Below are 26,760 nucleotides of genomic sequence, written 5' to 3'. Positions count from 1 at the left end.
TTCGTCTCTCCTTACTTCACGGCGTAGGGCAGCAGGGCGAGGAAGCGGGCGCGCTTGATAGCACGGGCCAGCTCACGCTGCTTCTTGGCCGAGACGGCGGTGATGCGCGACGGAACGATCTTGCCACGCTCCGAAACGTAACGCTGCAGCAGGCGCGTGTCTTTGTAGTCGATCGCAGGAGCGTTGTCGCCCGAGAACGGGCAAACCTTGCGGCGGCGGAAGAAGGGTTTGTTAGCCATTGTTCTGGTTCCTGTCCCTTAGTTCCGGTCGTCGCGGTCGCGACGCTCGCGGCGTTCGCCACGATCACCACGGTCGCCGCCACGATCACCACGATCACCGCGGTCGCCACGATCACCACGCTCGCGCTCGTCGCGCTTCTGCATCTGGACCGAGGGGCCTTCCTTGTGCTCGTCCACGCGGACGGTCAGCACGCGCATGACATCGTCATGCAGGCGGGCAAGGCGCTCCATTTCCTGCACGGCGGCCGAGGGCGCGTCCGAACGCAGGAAGGCGTAGTGGCCTTTGCGGTTCTTGTTGATCTTGTAGGCGAGAGTGCGGACACCCCAGTATTCGTTTTCAACGACCTTACCACCGTTATCGGCGAGAACGGTCGAGAAGTGTTCGATCAGCCCTTCGGCCTGCGTATTCGACAGGTCTTGGCGGGCGATCAGCACATGCTCGTAAAGTGGCATGACTGCAACCTTTATGTCAGGCGCACTTCAACGGCGGGTAACACCTTCTGCGCCCGCCACGAGAGGCTGCGCCGGTTTCGCATTTGCAGAAGGATGGGGCCTTATATCGGTGAAACCGCCAGATGCAAGCGCAAACCGTGTAAATCCCGGCAAAATCGCCATAGCGGCGACACAGTTTCAACGCGGTGGGGAAACACTTTTTTGTCAGAAAATGTCATGGAAACCTTTGTTGTTATTGTCGCATTTCCTGATCACAACAGCAATCACGACCATTTCCATCAGGAGACCCGCATGAAATCCCTTTTCGCCCCGATCGCAGTTCTTGGCCTTCTTGGTGCAACCGCAGCCTATGCCGAGCCGGTCGCCTATGATTTCGACCCCTCACACAGCCAGGTCGTGTTCGAATACGGCCATATGGGCTTTTCGAACAGCACCGGCATCATCAACGGCGTGACCGGCAAGCTGATGCTGGACGCTGAAAACCCGGCCAATTCCTCGGTCGAGGCCACGATCCCGCTGGCGGGTCTCAAGACCGTTTCGCCCGAACTGGACAAGCACCTGTTCGGCGCCGATTTCTTCAACGCCGATCAGGGCGCGGCTGTCGCCACCTTCAAATCGACCAAGGTCGAACTGGATGGCGAGAAAGAGGCGAAAGTCACCGGGGATTTCACCCTGAACGGCGTGACCAAGCCCGTCACCCTTGAAGTCGAACTGAACCAGGTCGCCGCGCACCCGATGTCGGGCAAGGAAGTCGCGGGCTTTGACGGTGAAACCACCATCAAGCGTTCGGAATTCAATCTGGGCAAATTCGCCCCGGCCGTCGAGGACGAGGTCGAGATCTCGATCACCATCGAAGCCGTCAAGGCCGAGTAAACCTTGCGGATAGCGATGTAAAAAGGGCCCGTTCGGACCCTTTTTCCTTGCGCGACCATCGCGGTGTTGCCGGGTTCGATCAGTCCAGCTTGCCGTTCTTGTCCAGATCCGACGCCGCGAAATCGGCCTTGGACGCGGCTGCGAATTCGGACTTGCTGAGGCTGCCATTCTTGTTGGCATCGACCGCCTGGAATTGCTCGGCCGAGATGGTGCTGCCAACCTCGGCCTGCGACAGGGCACCATTCTTGTCGACGTCCAGCGTCGTGTAGACCTTGTCCGCGAAGGCGGCGAACTCGGTCGCGTCCACGGCCTTGTCCCCGTTGGTGTCCATGGCGGCAAGATGCTCGGCCGTGGCCTGGGCGAAGGCCGGGGCGCTGGCTAGCAGGAAGATCGCGACGGCAGAAAATGTTCTGTTCATGGTTTTCCTCCTTAGCCGCAAGAATAGCGCTGGCCGGCATAGCCGCCCGCCACCGAACCCGCCGCAATGGCAATGTCCCGCCCGGTCCCGCCGCCGATCAGGCTGCCTGCCGCGCCGCCAAGTAGCGCGCCGGTAAAGCTGCCGGTGATACAGGCGACCTCGTGCTGCTGTGCTGGCGTCTGGTTGGCGCAGGCACTCGCAGCAAGTACCAATGCGCCAAGAATAAGGGGTGTCTTCACGATCATGCTCCTGTGCTGTTCCAATCGGGTAGGTTCTGCAGTCAGTTGCTTGTGGGTGTGACGGGACGATCCGTGCTGCGATCTTGGCAAGCAGGCGTCGGCCCGTAACCCTCTGTTGTCGTAAGGTCAGGTGTAGTCCTGCGCCGCGCTTCTGCCAATCTCCGATTTTCGGGGCAGGAGGTGCCCCTGGGCAAGCGTCCTTCGACCCGATCGGTCTTGCGGCAGCGCTGCGCAGGGGCTAATCCCTGCGGCATGCTGCCCCAGGACAGACTTTCCCAGATCGTTCAGCGTTTCGAGTTTCTCGAGGCGCTGCTGAATGCCGGACCCGCTGCCGAGGATATCGCGCGGATCAGCCGCGAATATGCGGATCTGAAGCCGGTGGTCACCCAGATTGCCGAATGGCGCGCCGCCGATGACGGCATCCGCGAGGCGCAGGCCATGCTGGCCGATCCCGAGATGCGCGAACTGGCCGAGGACGAACTGTCCCGCCTGCGCGCCGCGATGCCCGAACTGGAGCATCAGCTGCGCATCGCGCTGCTGCCCAAGGATGCGGCCGATGCCCGTCCGGCCATCCTTGAGATCCGCCCCGGCACCGGCGGGGACGAGGCCGCGCTGTTCGCGGGCGACCTGCTCAACATGTATCGCCGTTTCGCGGAATCGCGGGGCTGGAACTTCCAGCTTCTGGAACTGTCGGAATCCGAACTGGGCGGCGTGCGCGAGGCCATGGCCCGGATCGAGGGCGAGGGCGTTTTTGCCCGGCTGAAATACGAATCCGGCGTCCACCGCGTCCAGCGCGTGCCCGAAACCGAATCCGGCGGGCGCATCCATACCAGCGCCGCCACCGTCGCCGTGCTGCCCGAGGCTGAAGATGTCGATATCGACATCCCCGCCAGCGACATCCGCATCGACACGATGCGCGCCAGCGGGGCAGGCGGCCAGCACGTGAACACCACTGACTCGGCGGTTCGGATCACCCACCTGCCGACCGGGATCATCGTCACCAGCTCGGAAAAATCCCAGCACCAGAACCGCGCCAATGCGATGGCGGTGCTGCGGGCGCGGCTTTATGACATGGAACGCATGCGCGCCGATGCCGAACGCGCCGCCGACCGCAAGTCCCAGGTCGGATCGGGCGATCGCTCCGAACGCATCCGCACCTATAACTTCCCGCAGGGCCGGATGACCGACCACCGCATCGGGCTGACGCTTTATGCGCTGGACCGGATCATGGGCGGCGACCTGACCGAGATCACCGATGCCCTGATCGCCCATGATCAGGCGGCGCGGCTGGCCGCCGAAGTCGCATGACCCAAACCGGACGCGAGATCGTAACCGCAGCCGAGATCCGGTTGCGTGACGCGGGTATCGACAATGCGGCCGGCGATGCGCAGATCCTGTTTCTGTACGCACTTGGCCGCGTGCTGGACCGCACGATTCCCCGTCACACGCTGCGCGATCATCTGACCGCTTTGGTGCCCGAAGGCCTGCCTGCGACCTATGAGACCATGATCGCTGCCCGCGCCGCGCGCCAGCCGGTCAGCCAGATCATGGGACGGCGGGCCTTCTGGAAACATGATTTCCGGGTGACCTCCGACACGCTGGACCCGCGCCCTGAAACCGAGCTGCTGGTCGAGCTGGCCCTGTCGCAACCCTTCGACTCGGTGCTGGACCTTGGCACGGGGACGGGGGCGATCCTGATCTCGCTGCTGGCGGACCGTCCGCAGGCGCGTGGCATGGGCGTCGATCTGTCGCCCGCTGCCCTTGATGTGGCACGGGGCAATGCCCAGATGATCGGCGTACAGGCAGAATTCGCCGTCTCGAACTGGTTTGACGCCGTGACCGGGACGTTTGATCTGATCGTCTCGAACCCACCTTATATTGCACTGGACGAAATGCCCGGTCTGTCCCCCGAGGTTCGCGATTGGGAACCCCGGATGGCCCTGACCGATGAGGGCGACGGGCTGGCCGCCTATCGCGCGCTTTGTGCAGGGGCACCCGGCCATCTGGCTGCGATGGGGCGTCTGATGGTCGAAATCGGACCAAGCCAGGGACAGGCCGTATCGGCGCTGATGCGCGATGCAGGTCTGGTCGGTGTGACGGTTCGGCAGGACCTGGATGGCCGTGATCGCGTCGTCTTTGGTCATAAAGCCGGGCAGCACGGCATCTAAATGCCGAAAAGCCGCGGAACGGCGAAATTTATGCTTGTCAGCAACGTTGCGGGATGTTTAGTGGCAGATGTGACGGGGGCGTAGCGCCCACGCACGGGTCAGTAACTCAGCCTCAAACTGGTAACGCAGGAACAGGGCCTCGGGCCGCACCTGAACTGGCACCCGCTGCAAGAGTTGACCCCAATCTGACCCCAACCTGAGCCGGCCCTTGCCGGACCATGAATTGACAACAAGCTGATGAGATCATCCAAATCCCGTTCGCGTAACAAGTCGAACCGCCAGCGCACGACGCTGGGGAATATCGTCAACCGCGTTTTCGATTCCTCGGGTCCCGAGGGCAAAGTGCGTGGTACGCCGCAACAAATCATCGAGAAATATCTGACGCTTGCCCGCGATGCCCAGCTGTCGAACGACCGCGTGGCCGAGCAGAGCTTCCTTCAGCATGCCGAACATTACACCCGCATGCTGGGTGAGGCGCAGCGCGAGCAGGCAGAACGCCAGCAGCATCAGAACGGCGCGTCGCGCGACGACGACCGCGATGAGGCCGTGCAGGGCGACAACGGCAACGCGAATAACGGCAATGGCCACCAGAACGGCCAGAACCAGCGCGCCGAGCGTAATGACGAGCGTCGCGAAGACCGCCGCGACAACCGCAATGACGACCGCCGCGACGAATCCCGCAACGAAAATCGTTCTGAAAATCGTTCTGAAAATCGCCGCGACAACCGCCGCGATGATCGCCGGGACGAGCGTCGCGAAGATCGTCGTGATGATCGCCGCGAGGATCGCACCACCTCTGAGCGTCCGCAGCCGCCTGCCGAGGAAGCCGGTCTTCCGCCGGTGATTTCGGCCGAGGAGCAGGGCGGTCCGGTCGAGACGCCGGAAACCGCACAGACCCAGCCCGCGGCAGTTGCTCCGGTCGAACCTGCTGCTCCGGTTGCAGTCGCGCCCGCCGCTACTGAGGCTGCTGCCGAGCCTGTCGTCGCCGAGGAAGCGCCCGCCGCACCGCGTCGTCGTACCCGTAGCACGCTCGGAACGACAACCAGCGCGACGGCTGGCACGACGACTGCTGCTGCACCGCGCACGCGCCGTAAACCCGCCGCTGCGGCTAACGCAGATGCGGCCGAGGCTCCGGCGACTCCGGCCACCGAAAAGGCTTCGGGCGAATAAGCCCGAAGCGAAAGCTTAGCGTGGCGCGGCGGCCAGACCCCGCGCCAGCGCGCAGAATTGCTCCAGACCGATTTCCTCGGCCCGCGATGTCGGCGCAATCCCCGCCTCAAGCAGCAGATCCTCGATCGCCGGATGCAGTCCCTTCAGGGACGCGCGCAGCATCTTGCGGCGTTGGTTGAAGCCTGCCGCAACGACCCGGCTGAGCACCGCCGGATCGGCGGGATAGCGGGGTTCGGGCAGAGCGGTCAGATGGACCACAGCCGAGTGAATCTTGGGCGCGGGAACAAAGGCTTCCGGCGGCAGCGTCATCACGATCTTGGCGTCCGAGCGCCATTGCGCCAGCACCGCCAAGCGCCCATAGGCCTTTCCGCCGGGCTTCGCCACGATGCGTTCGGCGACTTCCTTCTGGAACATCAGCGTCAGCGATTGCCAGAAGGGCGGCCACTGGGCAGGCGTCAGCCAGCGGATCAGCAGTTCCGTGCCCACATTATAAGGCAAGTTCGCGACAATGCGGATCGGCGGCGTCAGATGCGCCAGCGGGTCGATCTCCAGCGCGTCGCCGTTGATCACGTGCAGACGGCCCGGATAGGCCTCGGAAATCTCGGCCAAAGCGGGCAGGGCGCGGGCGTCTTTTTCGATCGCCAGCACATGGCGTGCGCCTTCGGCCAGCAGACCGCGGGTCAGCCCGCCGGGGCCGGGGCCGACCTCGATCACGTCGCAGCCGGTCAGATCGCCCGCCGCCCGCGCGATCTTGGCGGTCAGGTTCAGGTCCAGCAGGAAGTTCTGGCCAAGCTGTTTCTTGGCCTGCAGGTCGTGCCGCGCGATCACTTCGCGCAGCGGGGGCAATCCGTCGATCGCGCTCATCTTTTCTCCGCCATGTCATGGGCCATGCGCAAGGCGGCAATCACGCTGGCCGCATCGGCCAACCCCTTGCCGGCAATGTCAAAAGCCGTTCCGTGATCGGGAGAGGTGCGCACGAAGGGCAAGCCCAGCGTGACATTCACCCCGCCCGAAAAATCCAAAGTCTTGATCGGGATCAACGCCTGATCGTGATAGGCGCAGATCGCCGCGTCGTAGCGCGCACGCGCTGGCGCATGGAACATCGTGTCGGCGGGCAGCGGCCCGGCCAGATCGAAACCCTCGGCCCGAAGCCGCGCGAGCAAGGGCGCGATCCAATCGGTTTCCTCATGCCCCATCACGCCATTTTCGCCCGCATGCGGGTTCAGCCCGGCTATTGCCAGCCGAGGCGCGGCAATCCCGAAGTCGCGACGCATCGCGGCGTCGGTAATGCGGATCGCTTGCGTCAGCACCTCGGGCGTCAATGCCCGCGGCACTTCGCTCAGGGCGATATGGATGGTGGCGGGCACCACCCGGCAGGGTGGCGAAACCGTGGTCGAAGCCAGCATCATCACGACCGGGACATCGCCCGCCAGATGCGCCAGATATTCGGTATGTCCCGGAAAGGCGAAGCCCGCGCCGGTCTTCAGGGCTTCCTTGTTGATCGGCAGGGTGCAGATGCCGCCCGCCTGACCTGACATGGCCAACCCGACGGCACGGGCGATGACTTCGATCACGCCTGCCGCATTGGCCGGATCGGGGCGACCCGGAACGGCGGGTGCGGGAAAATCATGCCGCAGCACCGGCAAGACACCGGGCGGGACCGTTTCATCGGGGGACTGGACCTCAATCCATTCAGTGCCCGCAGGCAGATGACGCGGATCGCCCATGAAGACAAAAGGCACGCCCGCAGCCAGCGCCTTGGGCGCAAGCTCGGGACCGACGCCTGCAGGTTCGCCACAGGTCAGGATGATGGGGCGATGCACGCTCATGTTCTTTCTTGTCCAAATAACTCCGGCTTATGCCGGAGTCTGCGCAGGTCTCAGGGCCGGCGGATGATCGCGTTCGCGCGCAGCTCGGCCAGGTAGTTATCCGCCGCGGCCGCGATCTTGCGGTTGAAGATCTGGTCGCGGATATCGTCACGCACCGGCAGCGCATTGGCGGGACGGGCCGGATCGTCGGGGCTGGTCGCCACCGGGGCCTCGGGCGCATTCGCCAGCAGCGCCGGGCTGCGTTTGCACAGCATCAGCAGATCGACGGTGCCGCCATAGTTGACCACTGCGGTTTCATTGTCGTCCAGCGTCGCCAGACGAATCGCCTCGCCTTGCGGGATCTGGCCCTGCGACAGGGTCTGGCGTGTCACCTGCTCGGCGGGAACCTGTCCGGTCGCGGCTTCAAGCTCGTCGCAGGTCCGGGCGCGGGCGGCGAAGTTTGCGGCCTCCTGCGCCGTGGCAAGACGCACCCGGATGTAATCCAGCACCTGTTCGGTCGCACCGGGACGCTGCGTGCCGCGCGTCTCGCGCAGGAAGAACAGGACAACCGCACCTTCGACCTGCAGCGGTTGGCTGACCGTGCCCGCCTGCATCTGCAGCAGGATTGGCCGCAGCGAGGGCGGCAGGTTCGCCAAGGGCGTCATCGGCAGCCGTCCGCCCTGCTGGGCCGAGGGCGTCGCCGAATATTGCCGCGCGAATGCGGCAAAATCGGCCTCGGAACTGGTCTGGCTGACGATACGCTCGGCCAGTGCCATCGCCTTGCCTTCCTCGCCCGGAGGCGCGGGAATGATCAGCTCGGACAAGGAAACATGCGTGATTTCGGGCGTTTCGATGATGTTTTTCATCGCCTGCTCGACCTCGGCATCGCTGACGGTCACCTGACCGACCATGCGTGCGCGGACGAATTCGCGCCACAAAAGGCCCGAGACGACGAAATCCTCGAAGGTCTGGCGATCAACGCCGCTCTGGCCCAGCAGCTGGACGAACTGGTCCACGCCCATGCCGCCCCGGCTGGCGAATTCCTCAAGGCCCGCGGTGATCTGTTCGTCCGTCGCGGCGATACCGGCCTGCTTGGCGGCAAAGCTGCGCAGCCGGTCGTCGATCAGCGCCTTTTCCACCGAGGCGCGGTCGTTGTTCGGCGCGCGCAGAATCTGCATGAAGCGGGCGCGTTGTTCGATCTCGTAGCCGGTGACCGCCGAGTCGTTCACATAGACGACGGGTTGGAACAGGCCGGACTGGGCTTGTGCCTGATGCGTGAAGGGTCCGGGCACGGTTCCCGTTCCCGCCAGAATTGCGGCCAGTGCCGCCCCCAGAAGAATTCGACGCATCAGTTCCCTCGTCGCATGGTTTTGCCGGACCTTATCGCAGGCAGGCGCGGCGCGCCACCGTTCCCGGACCAGACGACTGCTTGCCGAAGCCGCCCAGGCGGATGCCAAGATCAAAGCTGGTATCCTCGTTCAGCGTGTCCGAGTCGCTGAAGCGCCGTTCGACCGACATTTCGACGGTGACGCATTCGTTGCGATATTCCAGCCCCAACTGGGTCTTTTGCGCGCGGTCGGCGCTGAAATCGTAGCGGGTCTCGGCACTGGCCCACCAGCCGTCGCGGACCTGCCATCCGGCGATCGCGGTCAGTTCCGAGACATCCTCGAAACGATCCTCGCTGGGGTCGGCGTCCATCCACAGATACCCGGCCGAGATCTGCAGCCCCGGCCTGAGCCAACCCAGACGGGTTTCGTTCCGGCTTAACGAAAAACTGTCGTCAAACAGCGCCCGGTTCACCAATGCCAGCCCGTTCGTCCCCGAATAGTTCGCCGAAAGCAGCCAGTCCGAGGCCTTGCCGCCCAAGGGGCCGCTGTCGTTGAAGGCAGGGTCGGGATGGCTGCGCAGCACGCGGCCCGCGGTCAGGCCGATCTGCCATCCCTCGGGATCGATCCGTGTCCAGCTGACGCCCAAGTTGGCCCGCAACCCGGATTCGGTCGCGTCCCAGCCGGGGAAGCGGTCCAGCGAATACAGGTTGCCCTCATCGAATTCGATCAGGGTGCTGTCCTCGTTCGGGACCTTGTCTTCTTCTTCGCGGTCGGGGGACCAGACCAGTTGCGCCACCGGCTCGATGATCTGGGTCACGCCATCGGCATGGCGGGCAAAGGGCCAGCGCAATTCGGCGGCCAGCGTCGGATCGGCGCGGACGACCCAATCGTCGTAATTGCTGTCCTGCTTGATATGATAGAGGTCGGCGTTCAGCTGGCCCTGAACCTCGCCGACCATGCCATAGGGCAGGACTTCGGTGCGCAGCCAGCCCATGCCGACCGATCCGCGCGCCATGTCGCGGCCGATGACATCCTCGTTCGAGGAGCGGCGATGGGCATGGGTCGACCATTCCAGATTGGCGATGCCGCCGATGTAATTCGGCTGCCAGCGCCGCTGCCACAGTGCATCCGCGACCAGTGAGGGCGTGGTGTCGTCGGGTTCGTCGTCGCGCAGGGATTCGTAGTTGCCGATCCGCGCCGTCATCATCCGGTCGCGCCTGACCCGGTCCAGCGTCACGCCGCTCCACAAGCGGTCGGCATCGGTGATGTCGTAATCCAGCAGATAGGCGCGGTCCTTGGCCATCTGGACCTGCAGCCCCAGCATGTAGCCGCGCGGCAGTTCAAAGCGCGCCGCGCCGAACAGGTAGCCACGCGTCTCGCCCGGCTCGATATCGTCGCGGCTGATCGCGCCGTTCCACTCCATCTCGCCATTCGAGAAGGCCTGACGGTAGCGCAGTTCCAGCGTCGAGGTGCGGCTGGCGGCCAAGTAGGGCGTCAGCGTCACGTCGGCATGATCGCCCAGCGTGATGAAATAGGGCAGCTTGAAGCCGACCCCCAAAGCCGAGGTGGTACGGAATTGCGGGCGCAGGAAGCCGGTCATCCGCTCGACCGTGGGGTCCGGTGCGGTCAGCGACGGGAAGCTGGCGACCGGAACGCCAAAGGCGCGGAATTGCGGCTGGTCGAAATGCAGCTGCCGGGTCTGGGCGTCATGGGTGATGCGCCGAGCACGGACCTCCCATAGCGGAATCGGGTCCTCGGCGCAGATCTGGCAGCTTGAGGCCACCACATTGTCGAGAACGGTGATGCGGCCGTTCTGCTCGCGGCGCATCTCGCGCGCGGCCATCTGCATTTCCCGCGCCAGCACCAGCCGCGCGCCGCGCAGGATGCCATCCTGCAGGTTGGCATCAAGCTGGGCCGATTGCGCGATGACGATGGTCTCGTCCTGGGTGCCGCGCAGGCCGGGCTTGGTCACGTGGATCGGCCCTTCGATCACCGCGCCGCCGGTCTTGCCGTCATAGATCACGCGTGAGGCGATCAGTCTTGTGCCCTGATGCCAGACCACCACCCCGCCCGAGGCGGTCAGCCGGTCCTGCGCATCCAGCGTCACGGAATCAGCAAGAACGGTGGCCGGGCTGTTATCGGCAGCCGCCCCCGGCGCATTGGAAATATGGACCGAGGCCGGGCGCGAGGCAGATGTCGGCCGGTGCGGCGCCTCGGTCCCGTCGGCAAGGCGCTGGTTGTCGTCGGGCGTTTCGGTCGGGGCCAGCGCAGGCCCCACATTCCGATTGGACAGGAAACCATCGTCCTGTTCATAGATCGGCAGGGTCTGGCCGTCGGTCATCAGGGTCTGCGCGCCCGCAGCGGCGGGAACCAGCCCAGCACAGGCGGCCAGCAACCATGCGGGGGCGGTTTTGCGCCCGATTTTTCTGGCGTTCTTGGCGCGCCATTTCCTATGCATCAACCATCCTCCAGCCGCAAAAGCGCCCCAAGGGCGAAAAGCAGCGCAACGATCGGCGGCGTCCATCCGGCCAATACCGGGGGAATGTCACCGTTTTCACCCAGAACTTGCGCCAAATTGCGCAAGAAGAACAGTCCGATGCCGCAGCCGAAGGCCCCCAGCACCAACATTCCCATCTTGCGCCCGCGCATGTGGCGCATGGTGAAGGCGGCGGCAATCGCGACCATGGCGGCCATCAGCAGCGGGCGTGCCAGTTCCATCTGGAACCAGACCTTGTGCCGTTGGGCCGAAAAGCCGGCGCGCTCAAGCCCGCGGATGAATTGCGGCAGTTTCCAGACCGGGATCGCCTCTGGACGGCCGAAACTGTCGCGGATGCGGGCGGCGGTCAGGTCGGTGGGCAGTTCCATGCGCGGATAGGTCCGGGCGGTGGCCTCGGGGTTCGGGTCGGTCAGCGGCCATTCCTTGACCTCGGAAAGCTGCCACGCGCCTTGGGTCAGACGGGCCTCGGCGGCGTCGATACGGCGGGTCGGGCCGGCATCCGGCGCAAAGACCATGAAGGTCGCGTCGTAAAGCGTGGTCGCGTCGGGGCTGGCGCGGGTGGCGCGGATGACGACCTGCCCCATGGTCTCGGTCCCGTCGGCATCGCGGCTGCGCAGCGCCTGACGCAGCCAGACGCCGCTTTCGCCAAGGCTGACGGTCTGGCCACCATCGCTGCGCAGTCGCGTCACCGCGTCGTCGTAATGCTTGGTGGTGGCCGCGACCATCGGGTTCAGGATGGCGACGCACAGGATGCCCGCCAGCGCCGCCGCGACGGCAGGCGCGGCAAGGATGCGCAGCCCTGATCGCCCCGAGGCGCGGATCGCCACCAGCTCCGAGCTGCGCGACATGTTCAAAAACATCGCGATCCCGGCCAGCACCGTCACCAGCGGCAGGATCGAATAGAAACTGGCGGTGATGTTCAGCGCCGAAAGCCGTGCCGCGCCTGCCAGCCCGATATTCTCGCCCGAGAAGCGACGGATCTGCTCGACGATGTCGATCAGGAACAGGATGGCGGCAAAGATCGCGGCGATCATCAGCAGGGTGCGCAGAAAGCGCCGCGCGACATAGGCGGACAGGATCATGCCGCGTCCTCCGTGGGGGCGGATCGCCGTTTCGGCCCGCGTGGACGTGCGGCCAGCCACAGCACGCCGATGCAGATCAGCCCGCCCACCAGCGGCGGGAAATACATCAGCGGCCAGCGCGAGGCATTCTGCGCAACTTGATTTTCGGCGGCCGTGCCCAGAAACTGCACGACGATCAGCGCGACCACCGCCCAGATCACCTGCCGCCAGACGCCGAAGCGGCTGAAGCCGCCCAGAAGCAGCATGGCAAAGCCCAGCATGGCTGCAACCGGGGCCTGAAAGGGCTTGGCCAGCCGCTCATGCGCCTCGGCCAGCGCCTGATCCCGGCTGTTGCCGGTCGCCGACAGCAGCGCCGCATCGGGATTAAGCAGCCGGGCCGTGGAATAGGCGCGCAGGTCGCGGTTGCGCTGACCTTCCGCCCCCGCCAGCGAGCCGATGTCATAAGCCAGCTCATCGAAGCGGGTGACGGACAATTGCTGGCGGCCATTCGTCAGGCGCAGGTTCTGGGCCATGCCACGCATCAGAACCAGCCTTGGTCCGTTCGCGGTCTTGACCACCAGCGCCTCGGTCGCGGTGTAGGTCGCCTTATTGGTCGGATCGCGCGCATCCTCAAGGAAGAAGTCCTCAAGCCGCCCGTCAGGGGCAATGTCGCGAATATACAGGGTGACGCCCTTGACCGGATACTGGAACGATCCGGCGCGCAGGAATTCGGCGGTGACGTTCTGGGCGATCTCGGCCTGACGGTCGGCCATCCGCCCGCGCGCCAAGGGCACGATGGAATGGACCAGCAGCGCCACCATCAGCGCCACCAGCACGCCAAAGACCAGCACCGGTCGCGCCAATCGCCAGGGCGACATGCCCGCCGCCTGCATCGCCACCAGCTCGGATTCCGAGGCCAGCCGATTCGTGCCATAGGCCGAGGCGGCAAAGGCCGCGATCGGCAGCACCACCGAAATCACCAGGGGCAGGGTCAGCGCGGTGAACTCCAGCACCACCAGCGCCGTCTGTCCGTCCGAGATCAGCTGCTCGAACAGGGAAACGGCCCGGTTGATCCAGTAGACGGATACCAGAACCAGCGCGAAAAACCCAAACAGGGTCAGAAGCTGCGACAGGATGTAGCGGTCGATCCGGGGCATGGGGTCTTTCGCGGAGGGGGCATTGCAGTTTGCTTAGCCTCTGAGCAGGATTTGCGAAAGACCCGGCTCTGGTCAACTGCCTGTCGGGTGACTAGTTTCCGCTCACACGCATCAATTCAAGGAGCTGATTGATGGCAACCCCGGTCGAAATTTCCTTCACCGCAACCGACGGCGCCGGACTTGCCGCGCGCAAGGGACGGATCGCGATCCTCGTGTCGTCGGCCGGGCGGGTCCCCGCGGGTCTGCCGCGCGCAGCGCGCGAGGCGGTGAACCGGGCGCTGGCCTCGGACGCATGGAAAGCGGTGAAGCCGGGCAAGGCGCTGGATCTGGCCTTTCCTGCCGGGCTTCAGGCCGATGCGCTGCAACTGGTGTCGCTGCCGCGTCCGACCGATGTGACCACCGCCCGCAAGGCCGGGGCGTCGATTGGTGCCGGTCTGGGCAAGTCCGAGGCGCTGGTGCTGGCGGGCGATCACCCGATGGCCGCCGAGGTCGCGCTGGGACTGGCGCTGCGGGCCTATGACTTCTCGGCCTACAAGACCAAGAAATCCGATGGCGATGAGGCCGAAGCCGATGCCGATGCCCCGCGTGGCCGGGTCACCTTCATGCACAGGGACCCCGAGGCGCTGGCCCGCAAGGCCGCCGATGGCGCCGCGCTGGCCGAGGGCGTGTTCTTCACCCGCGATCTGGTCAACGAACCCGCCAACGTCCTGACCACCAGCGATTTCGCCGACCGCCTGCTGGCCATGCAGGAGCTGGGCCTTGAGGTCGAGGTGCTGGACGAGGACGAACTGGCCAAGCTGGGCATGCGTGCGCTGCTGGGCGTGGGCCAAGGCTCGGAAAGCCCGTCCAAGGTCGTCGTCATGCGCTGGAACGGCGGTGGGGACGAAGCTCCGCTGGCACTGGTCGGCAAGGGCGTGGTCTTTGACACCGGCGGCATCTCGATCAAGCCCGCAGCTGGCATGGAAGAAATGACCATGGACATGGGCGGCGCGGGCGTCGTCGCGGGCGTCATGCGCACCTTGGCGCTGCGCCGGGCCAAGGCCAATGTCGTGGGTCTGGTCGGGCTGGTCGAAAACATGCCCGACGGCAAGGCCCAGCGACCGGGCGATATCGTGAAGTCGATGAAGGGCGACACGATCGAGGTCATCAACACCGATGCCGAAGGTCGCCTCGTGTTGGCCGACGTGCTGTGGTACACGCAGCAGCGCTTCAACCCCAGCGCCATCGTCGATCTGGCGACCCTGACCGGGGCGGTCATCATCGCGCTGGGCCATGAAAACGCCGGCGTCTTTGCCAATGACGACAAGTTCGCCGATCAGCTTCTGGCCGCCGCCAAGGCCGAGGGCGAGGGTGCGTGGCGCCTGCCGATCTCGTCCGCTTATGACGAGCTGATCAACTCGCGTCTGGCCGACATCAAGAACACCGGCGGCCGGCCTGCGGGTTCGATCACCGCGGCGCAGTTCCTGCATCGCTTCATCGGCAAGGACGTGCCGTGGATCCATCTGGACATCGCGGGCGTGGCGCTGCCGCCGGGCGCGACGGCGCTGGCACCGAAAGGCGCAACCGGCTGGGGCGTGATGACGCTGAACCGGTTGGTCCGCGACCGTTTCGAGACCAAAGCCTGATGGGCTCGGCCCTGTTCTATCACCTGACCCGCTCGGCCCCCGGTCAGCTTTTGCCCATGCTTCTGGGCAAAAGCCTGCAGGCGGGCTGGCGGGTCGAGCTGCGGGGCAGGGACCGTGCGCGGCAGGTCGCGCTTGACGAAAACCTTTGGCTGGCCGAGGGCTTCCTGCCCCATGGGCTGGCCGGAGGCCCGCACGACGACCGCCAGCCGGTGCTGCTGACGGTCGAGGGGCAGGCGGCACCCAATGCCGCCCGCTGCGTGATCGCACTGGACGGGGCCGAGGTTCCCGCCTTCGAATGCGCCGGGTTGGACCGCGTCTGCATCATTTTTGACGGCAACGATCCCGAGGCGCTGGACCGCGCCCGCGCGCAATGGCGCGACCTGAAGGCGGGAGGGGTCGAGGCCGAATACTGGTCCGAGGCGGATGGTCGCTGGGAACGCAAGCAATAGGCGCTAGCGTTCAAGGATCAGCAGGTTCCCCTCGATGCTGACGCGGGCGAAGCGCGACAGGTAGGACATGCCCATCAGCGACATGTCCAGATCGGATTTCAGGACCAGCGCGGGCACCTTGCTGTCGTGGATGTCACCGACGCTGACGCTGTCGAGCATCACTGTCGCCGTCTGGACATTGCCATTGGCGGTTCGCGCGGCACCGATATAGGCCAGCGCCTCGGGATCGATCCCGGCCTTGCGTGCATCGGTCTGTCCCAGCGCGATGGTGGTCGCGCCGGTGTCGATGACAAAGCGGATCGGCGCGCCGTTGACATCGACCGTCAGATGGAAATGCCCGTCATCGCCCAGCGGAACCTCGATCCGGTCGCCGTCAAGGATGCGCGCTTGGGGCGAGACGGTCTGGCGGATCTCTCCCCACAGGCCGGCAATGGCGATCACGCCCAGAAAGATCATCCCCCATGCGGCGGCAAGGCGCAGGGTGCGGCCGGGCTGAGCACGCAATTCGACCAGCAAAAAGCCTCCGATCGCGACCAGCAACAGAACCAGATAGGTCAGGCGGCCCAGATCTTCTGCCATGCTACACGAGTCCCGATCCTTTCAGCCCATCGATCACAAATTGGATCGAGAGCGCGGCAAGAAGCATCCCGAACAGCCGCGTGACCACCATGGTCCCGGTCCTGCCCAGCAAATGGGCAATCGGCCCGGCCAGAGCGAACATCACCGCGACCAGTGCAAGGACAACCAGCATGACGACGTGAATCATCAGCGTATGCGCGGGGGTTGGATCCTGATTGACCAGCAGAATCATCGTCGCCAAAGCGCCGGGCCCGGCCAGTAGCGGCATGGCCAGCGGAAAGACCGACGGATCGTCATGGTCGTCGCGCTCGGGCTCGTCCTTGGTCTGGCCTTCGCGGCGCTGGGTCCGGCGCTCGAACAGCATGTCGAGCGCGGTCAGGAAAAGCAGCATGCCGCCGGCGATACGGAAGGCTGGAAGCGAGATGCCGATGCCGTTCAGGATAGCCTCTCCGGCCAGGCCGAACAACGTCATCAGGGCGCCCGCGATGATCACGGCGCGCCAACCGATCCGACGGCGCCGCTGCGTGCTCATGCCATTGGTCAAGACGATGAACAGCGGCGCCAGACCCACAGGGTCGATGACGACGAACAGGGTAACGAAAGCGCTGATGATCTGGGTGCTATCCATGTCTTGCCTCAGTATGTCGCGGATCGTGGCGACTGGGAAGGCAGTCGCGAATGGCGGCCGGGATCACGCGTTTGGGGGTTTCCCGATGGCCACGCGCACCCTATATCGAATGCAGTCTATGCTATGCACGGCCTGATGGGTCGTGCCACGGAGGTAAACACATGCACGCACCTTCCCCCATGGCGCTTTTGCTGATCGCGATCGTCGTTCTGGTCCTTTTCGGACGCGGCAAGGTCTCGTCCCTGATGGGCGAGGTCGGCAAGGGAATCACCGCCTTCAAGAAGGGCGTCAAAGACGGCGCAGAAGAAGACAAGGCCGAAGCGAAAGAGCTTGAGCTGAACTCGACCGACGACATCGTCAAGGCCCGTGCCGAGCTGGCCGCCGAACGCGCCAAGCTGGACGCCGAGCGCGCCCGCATGACCGCTGATGCGGGTCTGCGCGACGTGACGCCCGCCGATCAGAACAAACTCTGACCGGCTGAACTGAACCGCCATGCTGGATATCGGCTGGAGCGAGCTTCTGCTGATCGGTGTTGTTGCGCTGATCGTCATTGGCCCCGAGGATCTTCCCAAGCTGTTCCACACGCTGGGACGGCTGACGGCGCGCGCGCGCGGCATGGCGCGCGAATTCACCAGTGCCATGGAGGATGCGGCGAAATCCTCGGGTCTGGATGAGGCCGGCAAGGCGCTGAGGGATGTGAACTCGCTGACCTCCAAGAAATCGCTGGGGCTGGACGCGCTTGAGCGTGCCACCGAGCGTTTCGAGAAATGGGACCCGCTGAACCCCCGCGACGAAGCCGCCAAGACCGGGCCAGTGCCCGATCCTGCGGCCCCGGCCGCGCCTCAGGCCTTCCCCGAAGGCTCGCGCTTTGCCGCGCCTGCTCCTGCGCCCACACCTGCTGCTGATGCGCCGCTGCCGCCCGCGCCGGGCGTCGAGGCCCCGCATCCGGTCGCGGATGATGCGGGAAGCGACACGGCAGGGGGCAAGCGGCGGCTGCACGCGGTGCGACGCTCGGACCAATAGACAGACAGGAAAGGCTGCCGCGTGGCGACTAAATCTGCCAAGTCGGAAGATATCGACGATTCCTCCGCCCCCTTGATCGAGCATCTGGCCGAGCTGCGCACCCGGCTGATCTGGTCGGTTCTGGCCTTCGTCGTGGCCATGGTCCTGTGCTATTTCGTCTGGAACCCGATCTTCGATTTCCTGACCCAGCCGATCTGCCATGCGCTGGAAAAGCGCGGCCAGACCTGCGGCCTGATCCTGCTGAAGCTGCAGGAAGGCTTCTTTGTCGCCATGCGCATCGCGTTTTTCGGCGGCTTCGTTCTGGCATTCCCGGTGGTTGGCTATCAGCTTTGGCGCTTTGTCGCGCCGGGGCTTTACCGCAGCGAAAAGAACGCGCTGCTGCCGTTTCTTCTGGCGTCGCCCATCATGTTCCTGATCGGCGCGGCCTTCGCCTATTACGTCATCCTGCCTTGGGCCTTCGACTTCTTCCTGGGCTTCCAGCAGGGACCGCTGGCGTTGCCTGATGATCCAACGGGGACGGCGGCAACGGCAACGACGGCGGCGCAACCTTGGGCCGGGGTCGTCTTCCAGGGCTCGGTCGAGGAATATCTGCGCCTGACCACGAAGTTCATTCTGGCCTTCGGTCTGTCCTTCCAGCTGCCGGTCGCGCTGACCCTGATGGGCAAGGCCGGGCTGGTTTCCTCCGAGGGGTTGGCCAGCGTACGCCGCTATGCCGTCATCGTCATTCTGGTGCTGGCCGCGATGATCACACCGCCTGATGTCATCAGTCAGGTGGTGCTGTTCAGTGTGATCTATGGCCTCTACGAGATCTCGATCTATCTCGTGCGCCGCATCGAGAAGAAGCGCGATCTGGACGAGCAGGAAGCCGATGTCGAGTAATCTTCTGGTCCGCATCGCCGAGGCGCTGGAGCGCATGGCCCCCCCGCCTGCGCCCGAGCCCAGCTTTTCGGAGGCCAGCGCCTATGTCTGGCATACCGATCCCGACCGGCTTGAGCCGGTGGCCGAGGTCAGCCGCGTCGATCTGGTCCAGCTGATCGGCATCGACCGTTCCCGCGATACGCTGCTGGCCAATACCATGCAGTTTGCGCAGGGACATGCGGCGAATAACGCGCTGCTCTGGGGCTCGCGCGGGATGGGGAAATCCTCGCTGGTCAAGGCCGTCCATGCCGAGGTCCGGCGTCAGGGCCTGCCGCTGGTACTGGTCGAGATCGCGCGTGAGGATCTGGGCTCGGTCGGGCGGCTTCTGGCTATTCTGGGCAAGGCCGCGGACCGGCGCTTCGTGCTGTTCTCGGACGACCTGTCCTTCAGCCATGATGACACGCAGTACAAGTCGCTAAAGGCGGTTCTGGATGGCGGCATCGCGGGCCGGCCCGCGAACGTGATCCTTTACGCCACCTCGAATCGTCGTCACCTGATGCCGCGTGACATGATCGACAACGAACGCTCGACCGCGATCCATCCCGGCGAGGCGGTCGAGGAGAAGGTCTCGCTCTCGGATCGTTTCGGGCTGTGGCTGGGCTTCCACCCATGCTCGCAGGACGAGTATTTGGCGATGGTCCGGGGCTATTGCGACGCTTACGGCGTCATCATCAGCGATGAAGACCTGCGGGCCGAGGCGATCGAGTGGCAGGCGACGCGCGGTTCGCGCTCGGGGCGAGTGGCTTGGCAGTTTTTCACCGACCTGGCTGGTCGCCAAGGGATTGCGGTTTGAATTAGGCCGCAATTTCAGGTTGTTAGTTAATTCATGGCAAAAAAACAGGCAAACTCCGCTAAATCTTTAATCTAACATAGCTAAAAGTCGTGCCTTGTCATCGAGAGGCTTTCGCAAAACGCGTTCTGAGGCTATGGTGTCAGAAGGCGGACCCGATCGGGGTCGTCTGGAAATCTCGACCGGGTGAGAGTACTGCCAATCTCACCCGGTCTAGCCATACAAATAAAACAACAACATCGTTACGCGGCTGACTATGAGATTGCCCGTAATGCCGCTATCCCGATAGCTGGCTTTTTGGTGAGGTTTTCGTGTAATTTTCACATGGAAACCGGTATCTTCCGCTCATCCGGGGCGTGTATATTTCCCCAAGTCAGCCAACCATCCCATCCGAGGTGCCGAACGTGGCCGGACCACGCAAGGAAGAAAATGTGTCGGGGGCGGATGCCCCTGCGAAGGACAAAATGGACAAGGCTGCCGAGCGTCTTGCAAGGCGAGAGGCAAACCAGGCCGAGCGCGAGGCGCGACGCGCGGCGAATCAGGCCGAACGCGCCGCGCGCAAATCCGGGCGTGGAGTTGAGGCAGATGGGGCGATAGCAGCGGTCGTGGCGAAGCCCTCGCGCGCCTTTAACATCCTGATCATTGCACAGGCCGGTCGGTTGGAACGCGAGGCAGTGCTGTTCGCGGCCAGCCTGCGGCGGAACGCGCCTGACTGGCAGGGGCGGCTCATTGTGGCCGAGCCGCTGGAGGCCGAGGCGTGGGAAGGGGTCGAGACGCAGATCTCGGATGCTGCCCGAACCTTGCTTGGCGCATACGGGGCCGAGATCCGGCCCTTCACCGCCCGCCATTTCGGCAAGGACTACCCCTACGGCAACAAGATCGAGGCGCTGGCAGTCCTGCCGGAATCCGAACCGTTCATCTTTTTCGACAGCGATACACTGGTGACTGGTCCGCTGGATCGGTTGCCCATCGACTTTGCCCGCCCCTCGGCGTCGATGCGGCGGACCGGGACATGGCCCGCGCCGCCGCTTTACGGTCCGGGATACGGCGATATCTGGCGGTCGCTTTATGACCGCTTTGGGCTGGACTTCGCCAGCTCGCTTGACCGTTCGCAGCCGGTCGAGCATTGGGAGCGCTACCTCTATTTCAACGCGGGTTGGTTCTTTGGTGCCGATCCCAAGGAATTCGGTCGGCGCTTCCTGACATACGCGCTGGAGGTGAATGCCGATCCGGGGGACGAGCTGGCCTGCCAAAGCCTTGATCCATGGCTGGATCAGGTCGTCTTGCCGCTGGTGGTCCACGGGCTTGGCGGTGGACGGCCCGCTGCCGATCTGTCCGGTCTTGATGGCGATGTGACCTGCCATTACCGCAACCTTTCGCTTCTTTACGCGCGCGAATCCGATGCCGCGATGACGCTGGCCGAGGAATTGATCCAAAGCCCGAGGCTGGCAGACCTGTTTGCCGAGGATGAGGAGGTCAGCCGTCTTGTCGCAAGGAACGAAGGGCGGCAGGTGATCCGCCCGATGTTCGCGGACGAATGGAAGATCTCGGAACAGGCGATCCGTCATCGGCTGAAACGAGAGGGGCTGTGGTTCCGTTGACCCCGGAAAAATGAAAAGCCCCGGCGCAGCACGCCGGGGCTTTCTTGTTCATGAAAACGCTGGATCAGCTCAGGGCCGAGTCGCAGCGCTCGCAGGTGCCGGCATGATCATGCGTGCCGACATCGGGCAGGATCTTCCAGCAGCGCTCGCATTTCTCGCCCTCGGCCGCTTCGAAGACCACGCCGACGCCCGCGACATCGGGCAGGCGGAAGGCCTCGTTCGGAGCTGGGTCAGCAGTCAGGCTCAGGTCCGAGGTGATGCAGATATCGGCGAAATCGACCGATTTCAGCGCCTTCAGCACTTCGGCATCCTCGATATGGACGACCGGAGCAGCCTCAAGGCTGGCGCCGATCACCTTGTCGGTGCGCTTGATTTCCAGCGCGGCGGTGACGGCGCGACGGGTGCGGCGGATCGCCTCCCATTTGCGGGCCAGCGGTTCGTTCAGCCAGTCGGCGGGCGTCACGGGGAAGTCGTGCAGATGGACCGAGTCGTCATCCGAGGGATTACGGCTCAGCCAGACATCTTCCATGGTGAAGGGCAGGATCGGCGCAAGCCAGGTCACCAGACGCTGGAACAGGATATCCAGCACCGTGCGGGCCGAGCGGCGGCGCAGGCTGTCCGTCGCGTCGCAGTAAAGCGCGTCCTTGCGGATGTCGAAATAGAAGCTCGACAGGTCCACGGTCGCGAACTGGAACACGGTCTGGAAGACGCCTTGGAAGTCATAGGCGTCGTAACCCTTGCGCAGCTGGTGGTCGATCTGCGCCAGACGGTGCAGCACCCACTGTTCCAGTTCGGGCATGTCCTTGACCTCGACACGCTCGGCGGCGTCGAAGCCGTCAAGGTTGCCAAGGACGAAGCGCAGCGTATTGCGCAGGCGGCGATAGCTGTCGGCGGTGCCCTTCAGGATTTCCTTACCGATGCGCAGGTCGGTGGTGTAGTCGGACTGCGCCACCCAAAGACGCAGGATATCCGCGCCATATTCCTTGATGATATCGGCAGGTGCGACGGTATTCCCCAGCGACTTGGACATTTTCATGCCCTTTTCGTCCAGCGTGAAGCCGTGGGTCAGCACGCCCTTGTAAGGCGCGCGGCCCTTGGTCGCGCAGGCTTGCAGCAGCGAGGAATGGAACCAGCCGCGATGCTGGTCGGTGCCTTCCAGATACAGGTCCGCGATGCCGTCGGGCGAGCCGTCAGCCCGGTCGCGGATCACGAAAGCATGGGTCGAGCCGGAATCAAACCAGACATCCAGCACATCCATGACTTGATCATAGGCCTCGGGATCAGCCACGCCGTCCAGCATCTTCGCCTTGAAATCGGCGTGATACCAGACATCTGCGCCGTCTTTCTCGAAAGCTTCGATGATGCGGTCATTGACGCGCTGATCGCGTAGCAGGAAGTCGGCATCGTCCGGGCGCGCGCCTTTCTTGACGAAGCAGCTCAGCGGCACGCCCCAAGCGCGTTGACGCGACAGCACCCAGTCGGGGCGGTTCTCGATCATCGAGAACAGGCGGTTGCGTCCGGTCTGCGGCGTCCATTTCACCAGCCGGTCGATCGAGGCCAGAGCCCGCGCGCGGATCGTGTCGCCATATTCGCCCATGCCATCGGTCAGCGCCTTGTCGATCGAGGCGAACCATTGCGGGGTGTTGCGATAGATCAGCGGCGCTTTCGAGCGCCAGCTATGCGGGTAGCTGTGCTTGACCTTGCCCTTGGCCAGCAGCGCGCCCGAATAGGCGAGTTGCTTGATGACGCTGACATTGGCCGGGCCTTCCGCGCCTTCCGGCGTCAGGATGGCCTGACCACCAAACAGCGGCAGATCGGCGCGGTAGCTGCCATCGGGTTCGACGTTATAGGTCATCGGCAGGCCGAATTTCAGGCCAAGCTGATAGTCGTCGTCGCCGTGGCTGGGGGCGGTATGGACAAAGCCCGTGCCCGCATCCTCGGTGACATGGTCGCCCGGCAGCAGAGGAACGTCGTAATCCCATTCGGCGGCACCGTTCTCGACGCCGCGGAACGGGTGCGCCAGCAGCACGCCTTCCATCTCGGCGGCGGTGACGTCGCGCAGACGGGTGAAGCCCTCGACCTTGGCGGATTTCATCACGCCCTCGGCCAGCGCATCGGCCAGAACCAGCTTCTCGCCGGTCTTGGCGGTGGCGTTCTCCGGCACAGCGCCGACCTCGTATAGGCCATAGGCGATGGTCGGATTATAGGCGACGGCGCGGTTCTGCGGGATGGTCCAAGGGGTCGTGGTCCAGATCACCACCGAGGCCCCGTCCAGCGCGCCTTGCGCCGCAAACCGCACCCAGATCGTGTGGCTGGTATGGTCGTGATATTCGACCTCGGCTTCGGCCAAGGCGGTTTTCTCGACCGGCGACCACATCACGGGCTTGGAGCCCTGATACAGCGCGCCGTTCATCAGAAGCTTCATGAACTCGGCCGCGATCACGGCTTCGGCGTGGTAGTTCATCGTCAGGTAGGGGTCTTCCCACTTGCCGATGATGCCAAGGCGCTTGAATTCCTCGCGCTGGGTTTCCACCCAGCCTTCGGCGAATTTGCGGCATTCCTGACGGAACTCGACGACATCGACGTCGTCCTTGTTCTTTTGCTGCAGGCGGTACTGTTCCTCGATCTTCCATTCGATCGGCAGGCCGTGGCAGTCCCAGCCCGGCACATAGCGGGCGTCGCGGCCCATCATCTGCTGGCTGCGGGTGATGAAGTCTTTCAGCACTTTGTTCAGCGCGTGGCCGATATGCAGATGGCCGTTCGCATAAGGAGGGCCGTCATGCAGGATGAAGGGCGCGCGACCCTTCTTGGTGCGCAGGCGGTCATAAATGCCCATGCGCTCCCAGCGGTCCAGCCATTCCGGCTCGCGCTGGGGCAGGCCCGCACGCATGGGGAAGTCGGTCTGGGGCAGGAAGACGGTGTCGCGATAGTCGGGCGCGGTCGAGGTCGTTTCGCTCATCTGGCGGGGATCCTTCGGGTGGAGGGCAGGCGTAGATAACCCGACGGCGAGGAACCCCTACGCCGCCGGGCGGATAATTCGAAAGATCCGGCCCATGCTGAACATGCGCCGGGTTATAGGAAACGGGTGCGGCCCCTGCAAGCGCGACGAACCGGCCACTTGCACCCCGCGCGCGCCCGGCCCATATCCCGGCAATGATCCCAGCGCGCTTTCCCGTCTCTGCCGAAGATATCGACCGCGTCGTCGCGGTGTTCTACGCAGCCATCCGCCGGCACGAGGTGCTTGGCCCGGTCTTTGCCGCCCATGTCGCCGACTGGCCCACGCATGAGGCCAAGATTGCCGCCTTCTGGCGCAATGCCATCCTGTATGAGCGCAGCTATGACGGCAGCCCGATGCAGGCGCATATGCGCGCCGGCAATGTCGAGCCGCCGCATTTCGCCGACTGGCTGATGCTGTTTGACGAGACCCTGCGCCGGACCCTGCCCGCAGACGTTGCAGCGGCTTGGTCCGATCTGGCCCATCGCATCGGTGCCGGTCTGCGCATGGGGGTCGAGAATATGCGCCCTGCGCCGGGCGGGCGTCCTCCGATCTTGCGTTGAACCCGCGCAAGGCGTAAACAAAACGGGAACAAACCCGGAGGCTGCCATGCAGATCGACTATCTGGAATTCAGTTCCCCCGACATCGCCGCCACCAAGGATTTCTTCAGCCGCGCCTTTGGCTGGAGCTTCAACGATTACGGTCCTGAATATCAGGAACTGGCGGATGCCGGTGTCTCGGGCGGGATCGCGGCTGCACCGCTGGCCCCGCCGCTGGTCATCCTGAAGGCCGAGGATCTTGAGGCCGCATTGGCGCAGGTCAGCTCAGCCGGGGCGGAAATCACCAAGCCAATCTTCAGCTTTCCCGGCGGGCGGCGTTTTCAGTTCCGCGAACCCGGCGGGACCGAGATGGCGGTCTGGTCGGAAGCCTAGCCCTTGTTCCTGGGCGGGCGGGGGCGATAGGTGGGCAGGTTCCAGCCCAGCAGCATGCTGCCTGCCCGCAGCGCGAAAACCGTGACGCCGCAGGCGATCAGCGCCCATACTCCGGGGCAGCCGATGCCGATCAGCACGACGGCGACGACCGCGCCGCCGAATGTCGCGGTGACGTAAAGCTCGCCCTGTTTCAGGATCAGTGGCAATTCATTGGCGACGGTATCGCGAGCCATGCCGCCGAAAGTGCCCGTGATGATCCCCATGGCAACCGTGACGATCGGTCCTGCTCCGGCCCCGATCGCGACATCGACCCCGGCGGGGACCGCTACGGCCAGTGCCAGCGCGTCCAGCCACAGGATAAGGCTGTAGCGGCTTTCGAACAGATGCGCGGTGAAAAACACCAGCACCGCGGCCAGCGAGGTCAGCACCAGCAATCCCGGCCGCCCGACCCAAAAGACCGGGTCCTGACCCAGCAGCAGGTCGCGCAGCGTGCCGCCGCCGATGCCGGTCAGCGTCGCGAAGAAGATGAAACCGACCAGATCAAGCTGCGCGCGGCTGGCGACCAGCGCTCCGGTCAGGGCAAAGACCAGCACGCTGGCGTAATCAAGGAAAGGAACGGCGTCCTCGGGACTCACCCGGCGGCCTTTGCGGGCTTGTAGGGGGCCATTCCGGCGCGGGCCAATTCATCGGCGCGCTCATTTTCAGGATGGCCGGCATGGCCCTTGATCCATTCCCAGCGCACCTGATGGCGGGCCTGAGCCGCGTCCAGACGCTGCCACAGCTCGACATTCTTGACCGGCTTGCGGTCGGCGGTGCGCCAGCCATTGCGCTTCCAGCCGTGAATCCACTGGGTCACGCCGTTTTTCACATAGGCGCTGTCGGTGGTGATGGTGATCTCGCTGGGGCGGGTCAGCACCTCCAGCGCGGAAATCGCCGCCATCAACTCCATGCGGTTATTGGTGGTGTCGCCCTCGCCGCCGGACAGTTCGCGTTCCTTCAGGATCGCGTCCCCGTCCATGGCGCGCATCAGCACGCCCCAGCCGCCGGGGCCGGGATTGCCGCTACATGCCCCGTCGGTCCAGGCGAAAAGCGCGTTCATGCGTCCAGCGCCTTGTAGCCGGGCAGGGCGGCGATGCGGTCAAGCCAAGCGTTGATCGCCGGGAAGCGCGACATGTCGAAGCCGCCACGCGTCCCCGCCGTGCAGGTATAGCCGTAAAGGCAGATATCCGCGACCGATGCCTTGTCCCCGACCAGCCAGTCCTGTGCGGCCAGACGATCCTCCATGACCTGCAGCAGCGCATGGCCGCGATCCAACAGCTCGGCCAGACGTTCGGGCGTGGCCAGATGGCGGCGCTGGGGATAGTAGAGCAGCGCGGCGCGGACCGCGACGACGCCCTCATGCTGGTTCTGTTCCCAAAACATCCAGCTGAGCATCTCGGCGCGGGTGAAGGGATCGGCGGGGACGAAATCCGTGCCTTCGCCCAGCCAGTTCAGGATCGCATTCGATTCCGGCAGCAGGCGGCCATCGTCCAGTTCCAGCACCGGGGCCTTGCCAAAGGGCAGGCGGCCCTCGGCCTTGGCCGTGTCCAGCGCGGTGGTCTCATATTCGACGTCAAAGGTCGGGCAGTCCCGGCCCAAAAGCGACAGAAGCAGCCGCACCTTGTAGCTGTTTCCCGAAGAAGGCATTGAATAAAGACGCATTTTTCGATCCGACTACTGAAATCACCAAACCCCTGCGGGTCATATGGCGGGCACTATAGGCGGGAAGTCCGGGGGCGGCCAGTGCAAGCGGGATGCAACCGACCGCC

27 protein-coding genes and 2 pseudogenes are annotated in these 26,760 nt (G+C 64.5%); 13 read left to right on the top strand and 16 right to left on the bottom strand.

The annotated features are described in order from the left end of the window. Positions 1-11 precede the first annotated feature (11 nt). On the bottom strand, positions 12-239 hold the full coding sequence (rpsR, locus tag GL300_RS10415) for a 30S ribosomal protein S18 (protein WP_022704737.1): 228 nt from the start codon (positions 237-239) through the stop codon (positions 12-14). Between the two features lie 18 nt (positions 240-257). Beyond that, positions 258-692 (bottom strand): 30S ribosomal protein S6, encoded by a 435-nt coding sequence (gene rpsF, locus GL300_RS10410; protein ID WP_155039573.1) that lies wholly within the window; start codon positions 690-692, stop codon positions 258-260. Between the two features lie 291 nt (positions 693-983). Here rpsF and GL300_RS10405 point away from each other — a divergent pair, with 291 nt between their 5' ends. Next, positions 984-1,565 (top strand): YceI family protein, encoded by a 582-nt coding sequence (locus GL300_RS10405; RefSeq protein WP_155039572.1) that lies wholly within the window; start codon positions 984-986, stop codon positions 1,563-1,565. A gap of 79 nt (positions 1,566-1,644) precedes the next feature. On the opposite strand, the gene GL300_RS10400 is transcribed toward GL300_RS10405, so the two are convergent. Both GL300_RS10400 and GL300_RS27075 read right to left on the bottom strand, forming a co-directional pair. After that, positions 1,645-1,983, bottom strand: coding sequence for an EF-hand domain-containing protein (locus tag GL300_RS10400; RefSeq protein ID WP_155039571.1), 339 nt, complete (start codon positions 1,981-1,983; stop codon positions 1,645-1,647). An 11-nt stretch (positions 1,984-1,994) separates the two neighbouring features. Beyond that, positions 1,995-2,222 carry a glycine zipper 2TM domain-containing protein gene (locus tag GL300_RS27075; RefSeq protein WP_370576847.1) on the bottom strand — a complete coding sequence of 76 codons (228 nt, stop codon included), beginning with the start codon at positions 2,220-2,222 and terminating at the stop codon, positions 1,995-1,997. A gap of 252 nt (positions 2,223-2,474) precedes the next feature. On the opposite strand from GL300_RS27075, the gene prfA reads away from it, so the two are divergent. The 3 genes and pseudogenes from prfA to GL300_RS27420 all read left to right on the top strand — a co-directional run. Beyond that, positions 2,475-3,530, top strand: coding sequence for a peptide chain release factor 1 (prfA, locus tag GL300_RS10390; protein ID WP_155039569.1), 1,056 nt, complete (start codon positions 2,475-2,477; stop codon positions 3,528-3,530). Further along, positions 3,527-4,390 (top strand): peptide chain release factor N(5)-glutamine methyltransferase, encoded by an 864-nt coding sequence (prmC, locus tag GL300_RS10385; protein ID WP_155039568.1) that lies wholly within the window; start codon positions 3,527-3,529, stop codon positions 4,388-4,390. Before prfA ends, prmC begins: the two co-directional genes overlap by 4 nt. Positions 4,391-4,627: 237 nt before the next feature. Then, positions 4,628-4,886, top strand: a pseudogene (locus GL300_RS27420) (DUF4167 domain-containing protein); the annotation flags it as partial. Positions 4,887-5,575: 689 nt separating this feature from the next. Here the strand turns inward: GL300_RS27420 and rsmA are convergent. The 6 genes from rsmA to lptF are packed head-to-tail and all read right to left on the bottom strand — an operon-like array spanning position 5,576 to position 13,411. After that, entirely contained in the window at positions 5,576-6,424 is an 849-nt protein-coding gene (gene rsmA / locus GL300_RS10375) for a 16S rRNA (adenine(1518)-N(6)/adenine(1519)-N(6))-dimethyltransferase RsmA (protein ID WP_155039566.1), read from the bottom strand. After that, positions 6,421-7,389, bottom strand: a complete 969-nt coding sequence (gene pdxA, locus GL300_RS10370; protein ID WP_155039565.1) for a 4-hydroxythreonine-4-phosphate dehydrogenase PdxA — start codon at positions 7,387-7,389, stop codon at positions 6,421-6,423. The genes rsmA and pdxA overlap by 4 nt, the downstream gene beginning before the upstream one ends. A 50-nt stretch (positions 7,390-7,439) precedes the next feature. Continuing rightward, positions 7,440-8,717, bottom strand: a complete 1,278-nt coding sequence (locus tag GL300_RS10365) for a peptidylprolyl isomerase (RefSeq protein WP_155039564.1) — start codon at positions 8,715-8,717, stop codon at positions 7,440-7,442. A gap of 31 nt (positions 8,718-8,748) precedes the next feature. Beyond that, positions 8,749-11,154, bottom strand: coding sequence for an LPS-assembly protein LptD (locus GL300_RS10360; RefSeq protein ID WP_155039563.1), 2,406 nt, complete (start codon positions 11,152-11,154; stop codon positions 8,749-8,751). Beyond that, complete coding sequence (gene lptG / locus GL300_RS10355) at positions 11,154-12,275, bottom strand: LPS export ABC transporter permease LptG (protein WP_155039562.1); 1,122 nt, start codon at positions 12,273-12,275, stop codon at positions 11,154-11,156. The genes GL300_RS10360 and lptG overlap by 1 nt, the downstream gene beginning before the upstream one ends. Continuing rightward, the gene (gene lptF, locus GL300_RS10350; RefSeq protein ID WP_155039561.1) at positions 12,272-13,411 is read right to left on the bottom strand and encodes an LPS export ABC transporter permease LptF; all 1,140 of its coding nucleotides are present in this window, start codon (positions 13,409-13,411) and stop codon (positions 12,272-12,274) included. Before lptF ends, lptG begins: the two co-directional genes overlap by 4 nt. Positions 13,412-13,542: 131 nt before the next feature. Between lptF and GL300_RS10345 the strand changes: the two genes are divergently transcribed. Both GL300_RS10345 and GL300_RS10340 read left to right on the top strand, forming a co-directional pair. Then, positions 13,543-15,036: a leucyl aminopeptidase gene (locus tag GL300_RS10345; protein ID WP_155039560.1), complete on the top strand. Its 1,494-nt coding sequence runs from the start codon at positions 13,543-13,545 to the stop codon at positions 15,034-15,036. Further along, positions 15,036-15,485, top strand: coding sequence for a DNA polymerase III subunit chi (locus GL300_RS10340; RefSeq protein ID WP_155039559.1), 450 nt, complete (start codon positions 15,036-15,038; stop codon positions 15,483-15,485). Before GL300_RS10345 ends, GL300_RS10340 begins: the two co-directional genes overlap by 1 nt. A gap of 3 nt (positions 15,486-15,488) precedes the next feature. Here GL300_RS10340 and GL300_RS10335 read toward each other — a convergent pair whose 3' ends face one another. Further along, a complete protein-coding gene (locus GL300_RS10335) occupies positions 15,489-16,064 on the bottom strand; it encodes a retropepsin-like aspartic protease family protein (protein ID WP_155039558.1) in 576 nt (191 codons plus the stop codon). A 1-nt stretch (position 16,065) separates the two neighbouring features. Continuing rightward, complete coding sequence (locus GL300_RS10330; protein WP_155039557.1) at positions 16,066-16,692, bottom strand: MarC family protein; 627 nt, start codon at positions 16,690-16,692, stop codon at positions 16,066-16,068. Positions 16,693-16,853: 161 nt separating this feature from the next. On the opposite strand from GL300_RS10330, the pseudogene GL300_RS27415 reads away from it, so the two are divergent. The 5 genes and pseudogenes from GL300_RS27415 to GL300_RS10305 all read left to right on the top strand — a co-directional run. Next, positions 16,854-17,048 (top strand): annotated as a pseudogene (locus tag GL300_RS27415) (twin-arginine translocase TatA/TatE family subunit); the annotation flags it as partial. Between the two features lie 136 nt (positions 17,049-17,184). Then, positions 17,185-17,715: a Sec-independent protein translocase protein TatB gene (tatB, locus tag GL300_RS10320; RefSeq protein WP_155039555.1), complete on the top strand. Its 531-nt coding sequence runs from the start codon at positions 17,185-17,187 to the stop codon at positions 17,713-17,715. A 21-nt stretch (positions 17,716-17,736) separates the two neighbouring features. After that, complete coding sequence (tatC, locus tag GL300_RS10315; RefSeq protein ID WP_192336290.1) at positions 17,737-18,594, top strand: twin-arginine translocase subunit TatC; 858 nt, start codon at positions 17,737-17,739, stop codon at positions 18,592-18,594. Beyond that, on the top strand, positions 18,584-19,426 hold the full coding sequence (locus GL300_RS10310) for an ATP-binding protein (RefSeq protein WP_155039554.1): 843 nt from the start codon (positions 18,584-18,586) through the stop codon (positions 19,424-19,426). Before tatC ends, GL300_RS10310 begins: the two co-directional genes overlap by 11 nt. Positions 19,427-19,887: 461 nt before the next feature. Next, positions 19,888-21,024 carry a hypothetical protein gene (locus GL300_RS10305; RefSeq protein ID WP_155039553.1) on the top strand — a complete coding sequence of 379 codons (1,137 nt, stop codon included), beginning with the start codon at positions 19,888-19,890 and terminating at the stop codon, positions 21,022-21,024. A 64-nt stretch (positions 21,025-21,088) separates the two neighbouring features. Here the strand turns inward: GL300_RS10305 and ileS are convergent, their stop codons facing one another. Continuing rightward, positions 21,089-23,983 carry an isoleucine--tRNA ligase gene (ileS, locus tag GL300_RS10300; protein WP_155039552.1) on the bottom strand — a complete coding sequence of 965 codons (2,895 nt, stop codon included), beginning with the start codon at positions 23,981-23,983 and terminating at the stop codon, positions 21,089-21,091. 194 nt (positions 23,984-24,177) lie between these two features. On the opposite strand from ileS, the gene GL300_RS10295 reads away from it, so the two are divergent. Next, positions 24,178-24,582, top strand: a complete 405-nt coding sequence (locus GL300_RS10295; RefSeq protein ID WP_155039551.1) for a group III truncated hemoglobin — start codon at positions 24,178-24,180, stop codon at positions 24,580-24,582. Between the two features lie 46 nt (positions 24,583-24,628). Further along, positions 24,629-24,952: a VOC family protein gene (locus GL300_RS10290; protein WP_155039550.1), complete on the top strand. Its 324-nt coding sequence runs from the start codon at positions 24,629-24,631 to the stop codon at positions 24,950-24,952. Here GL300_RS10290 and GL300_RS10285 read toward each other — a convergent pair. Genes GL300_RS10285 through GL300_RS10275 form a run of 3 tightly spaced genes read right to left on the bottom strand, consistent with a single transcriptional unit; the run spans position 24,949 to position 26,653 of the window. Next, complete coding sequence (locus GL300_RS10285; protein ID WP_343042982.1) at positions 24,949-25,587, bottom strand: trimeric intracellular cation channel family protein; 639 nt, start codon at positions 25,585-25,587, stop codon at positions 24,949-24,951. The two genes, GL300_RS10290 and GL300_RS10285, sit on opposite strands and share 4 nt — an antisense overlap. Next, the gene (gene rnhA, locus GL300_RS10280; RefSeq protein ID WP_155039549.1) at positions 25,584-26,051 is read right to left on the bottom strand and encodes a ribonuclease HI; all 468 of its coding nucleotides are present in this window, start codon (positions 26,049-26,051) and stop codon (positions 25,584-25,586) included. The genes GL300_RS10285 and rnhA overlap by 4 nt, the downstream gene beginning before the upstream one ends. Next, positions 26,048-26,653 carry a glutathione S-transferase family protein gene (locus tag GL300_RS10275; RefSeq protein ID WP_155039548.1) on the bottom strand — a complete coding sequence of 202 codons (606 nt, stop codon included), beginning with the start codon at positions 26,651-26,653 and terminating at the stop codon, positions 26,048-26,050. The genes rnhA and GL300_RS10275 overlap by 4 nt, the downstream gene beginning before the upstream one ends. Between the last annotated feature and the right edge of the window lie 107 nt (positions 26,654-26,760).

This window comes from Paracoccus litorisediminis (genome assembly GCF_009711205.1).
In the GTDB taxonomy this organism is placed as follows: Bacteria; Pseudomonadota; Alphaproteobacteria; order Rhodobacterales; family Rhodobacteraceae; genus Paracoccus; species Paracoccus litorisediminis.
This window is presented reverse-complemented; position numbering and strand designations above follow the sequence as displayed.

Excerpts from the sequence above, each read along its gene's own strand:
- rsmA (WP_155039566.1), bottom strand. The coding sequence starts at position 6,424 with ATGAGCGCGATCGACGGATTGCCCCCGCTGCGCGAAGTGATCGCGCGG.
- GL300_RS10275 (WP_155039548.1), bottom strand. The coding sequence starts at position 26,653 with ATGCGTCTTTATTCAATGCCTTCTTCGGGAAACAGCTACAAGGTGCGG.
- GL300_RS10365 (WP_155039564.1), bottom strand. The coding sequence starts at position 8,717 with ATGCGTCGAATTCTTCTGGGGGCGGCACTGGCCGCAATTCTGGCGGGA.
- GL300_RS10340 (WP_155039559.1), top strand. The coding sequence starts at position 15,036 with ATGGGCTCGGCCCTGTTCTATCACCTGACCCGCTCGGCCCCCGGTCAG.
- prfA (WP_155039569.1), top strand. The coding sequence starts at position 2,475 with ATGCTGCCCCAGGACAGACTTTCCCAGATCGTTCAGCGTTTCGAGTTT.
- lptG (WP_155039562.1), bottom strand. The coding sequence starts at position 12,275 with ATGATCCTGTCCGCCTATGTCGCGCGGCGCTTTCTGCGCACCCTGCTG.
- GL300_RS10295 (WP_155039551.1), top strand. The coding sequence starts at position 24,178 with ATGATCCCAGCGCGCTTTCCCGTCTCTGCCGAAGATATCGACCGCGTC.
- GL300_RS10335 (WP_155039558.1), bottom strand. The coding sequence starts at position 16,064 with ATGGCAGAAGATCTGGGCCGCCTGACCTATCTGGTTCTGTTGCTGGTC.
- GL300_RS10305 (WP_155039553.1), top strand. The coding sequence starts at position 19,888 with ATGGACAAGGCTGCCGAGCGTCTTGCAAGGCGAGAGGCAAACCAGGCC.
- pdxA (WP_155039565.1), bottom strand. The coding sequence starts at position 7,389 with ATGAGCGTGCATCGCCCCATCATCCTGACCTGTGGCGAACCTGCAGGC.
- GL300_RS10330 (WP_155039557.1), bottom strand. The coding sequence starts at position 16,692 with ATGGATAGCACCCAGATCATCAGCGCTTTCGTTACCCTGTTCGTCGTC.
- rpsR (WP_022704737.1), bottom strand. The coding sequence starts at position 239 with ATGGCTAACAAACCCTTCTTCCGCCGCCGCAAGGTTTGCCCGTTCTCG.
- GL300_RS10310 (WP_155039554.1), top strand. The coding sequence starts at position 18,584 with ATGTCGAGTAATCTTCTGGTCCGCATCGCCGAGGCGCTGGAGCGCATG.
- GL300_RS10400 (WP_155039571.1), bottom strand. The coding sequence starts at position 1,983 with ATGAACAGAACATTTTCTGCCGTCGCGATCTTCCTGCTAGCCAGCGCC.
- prmC (WP_155039568.1), top strand. The coding sequence starts at position 3,527 with ATGACCCAAACCGGACGCGAGATCGTAACCGCAGCCGAGATCCGGTTG.
- tatB (WP_155039555.1), top strand. The coding sequence starts at position 17,185 with ATGCTGGATATCGGCTGGAGCGAGCTTCTGCTGATCGGTGTTGTTGCG.
- ileS (WP_155039552.1), bottom strand. The coding sequence starts at position 23,983 with ATGAGCGAAACGACCTCGACCGCGCCCGACTATCGCGACACCGTCTTC.
- GL300_RS10405 (WP_155039572.1), top strand. The coding sequence starts at position 984 with ATGAAATCCCTTTTCGCCCCGATCGCAGTTCTTGGCCTTCTTGGTGCA.
- GL300_RS10345 (WP_155039560.1), top strand. The coding sequence starts at position 13,543 with ATGGCAACCCCGGTCGAAATTTCCTTCACCGCAACCGACGGCGCCGGA.
- lptF (WP_155039561.1), bottom strand. The coding sequence starts at position 13,411 with ATGCCCCGGATCGACCGCTACATCCTGTCGCAGCTTCTGACCCTGTTT.
- rpsF (WP_155039573.1), bottom strand. The coding sequence starts at position 692 with ATGCCACTTTACGAGCATGTGCTGATCGCCCGCCAAGACCTGTCGAAT.
- GL300_RS10360 (WP_155039563.1), bottom strand. The coding sequence starts at position 11,154 with ATGCATAGGAAATGGCGCGCCAAGAACGCCAGAAAAATCGGGCGCAAA.
- GL300_RS10290 (WP_155039550.1), top strand. The coding sequence starts at position 24,629 with ATGCAGATCGACTATCTGGAATTCAGTTCCCCCGACATCGCCGCCACC.
- rnhA (WP_155039549.1), bottom strand. The coding sequence starts at position 26,051 with ATGAACGCGCTTTTCGCCTGGACCGACGGGGCATGTAGCGGCAATCCC.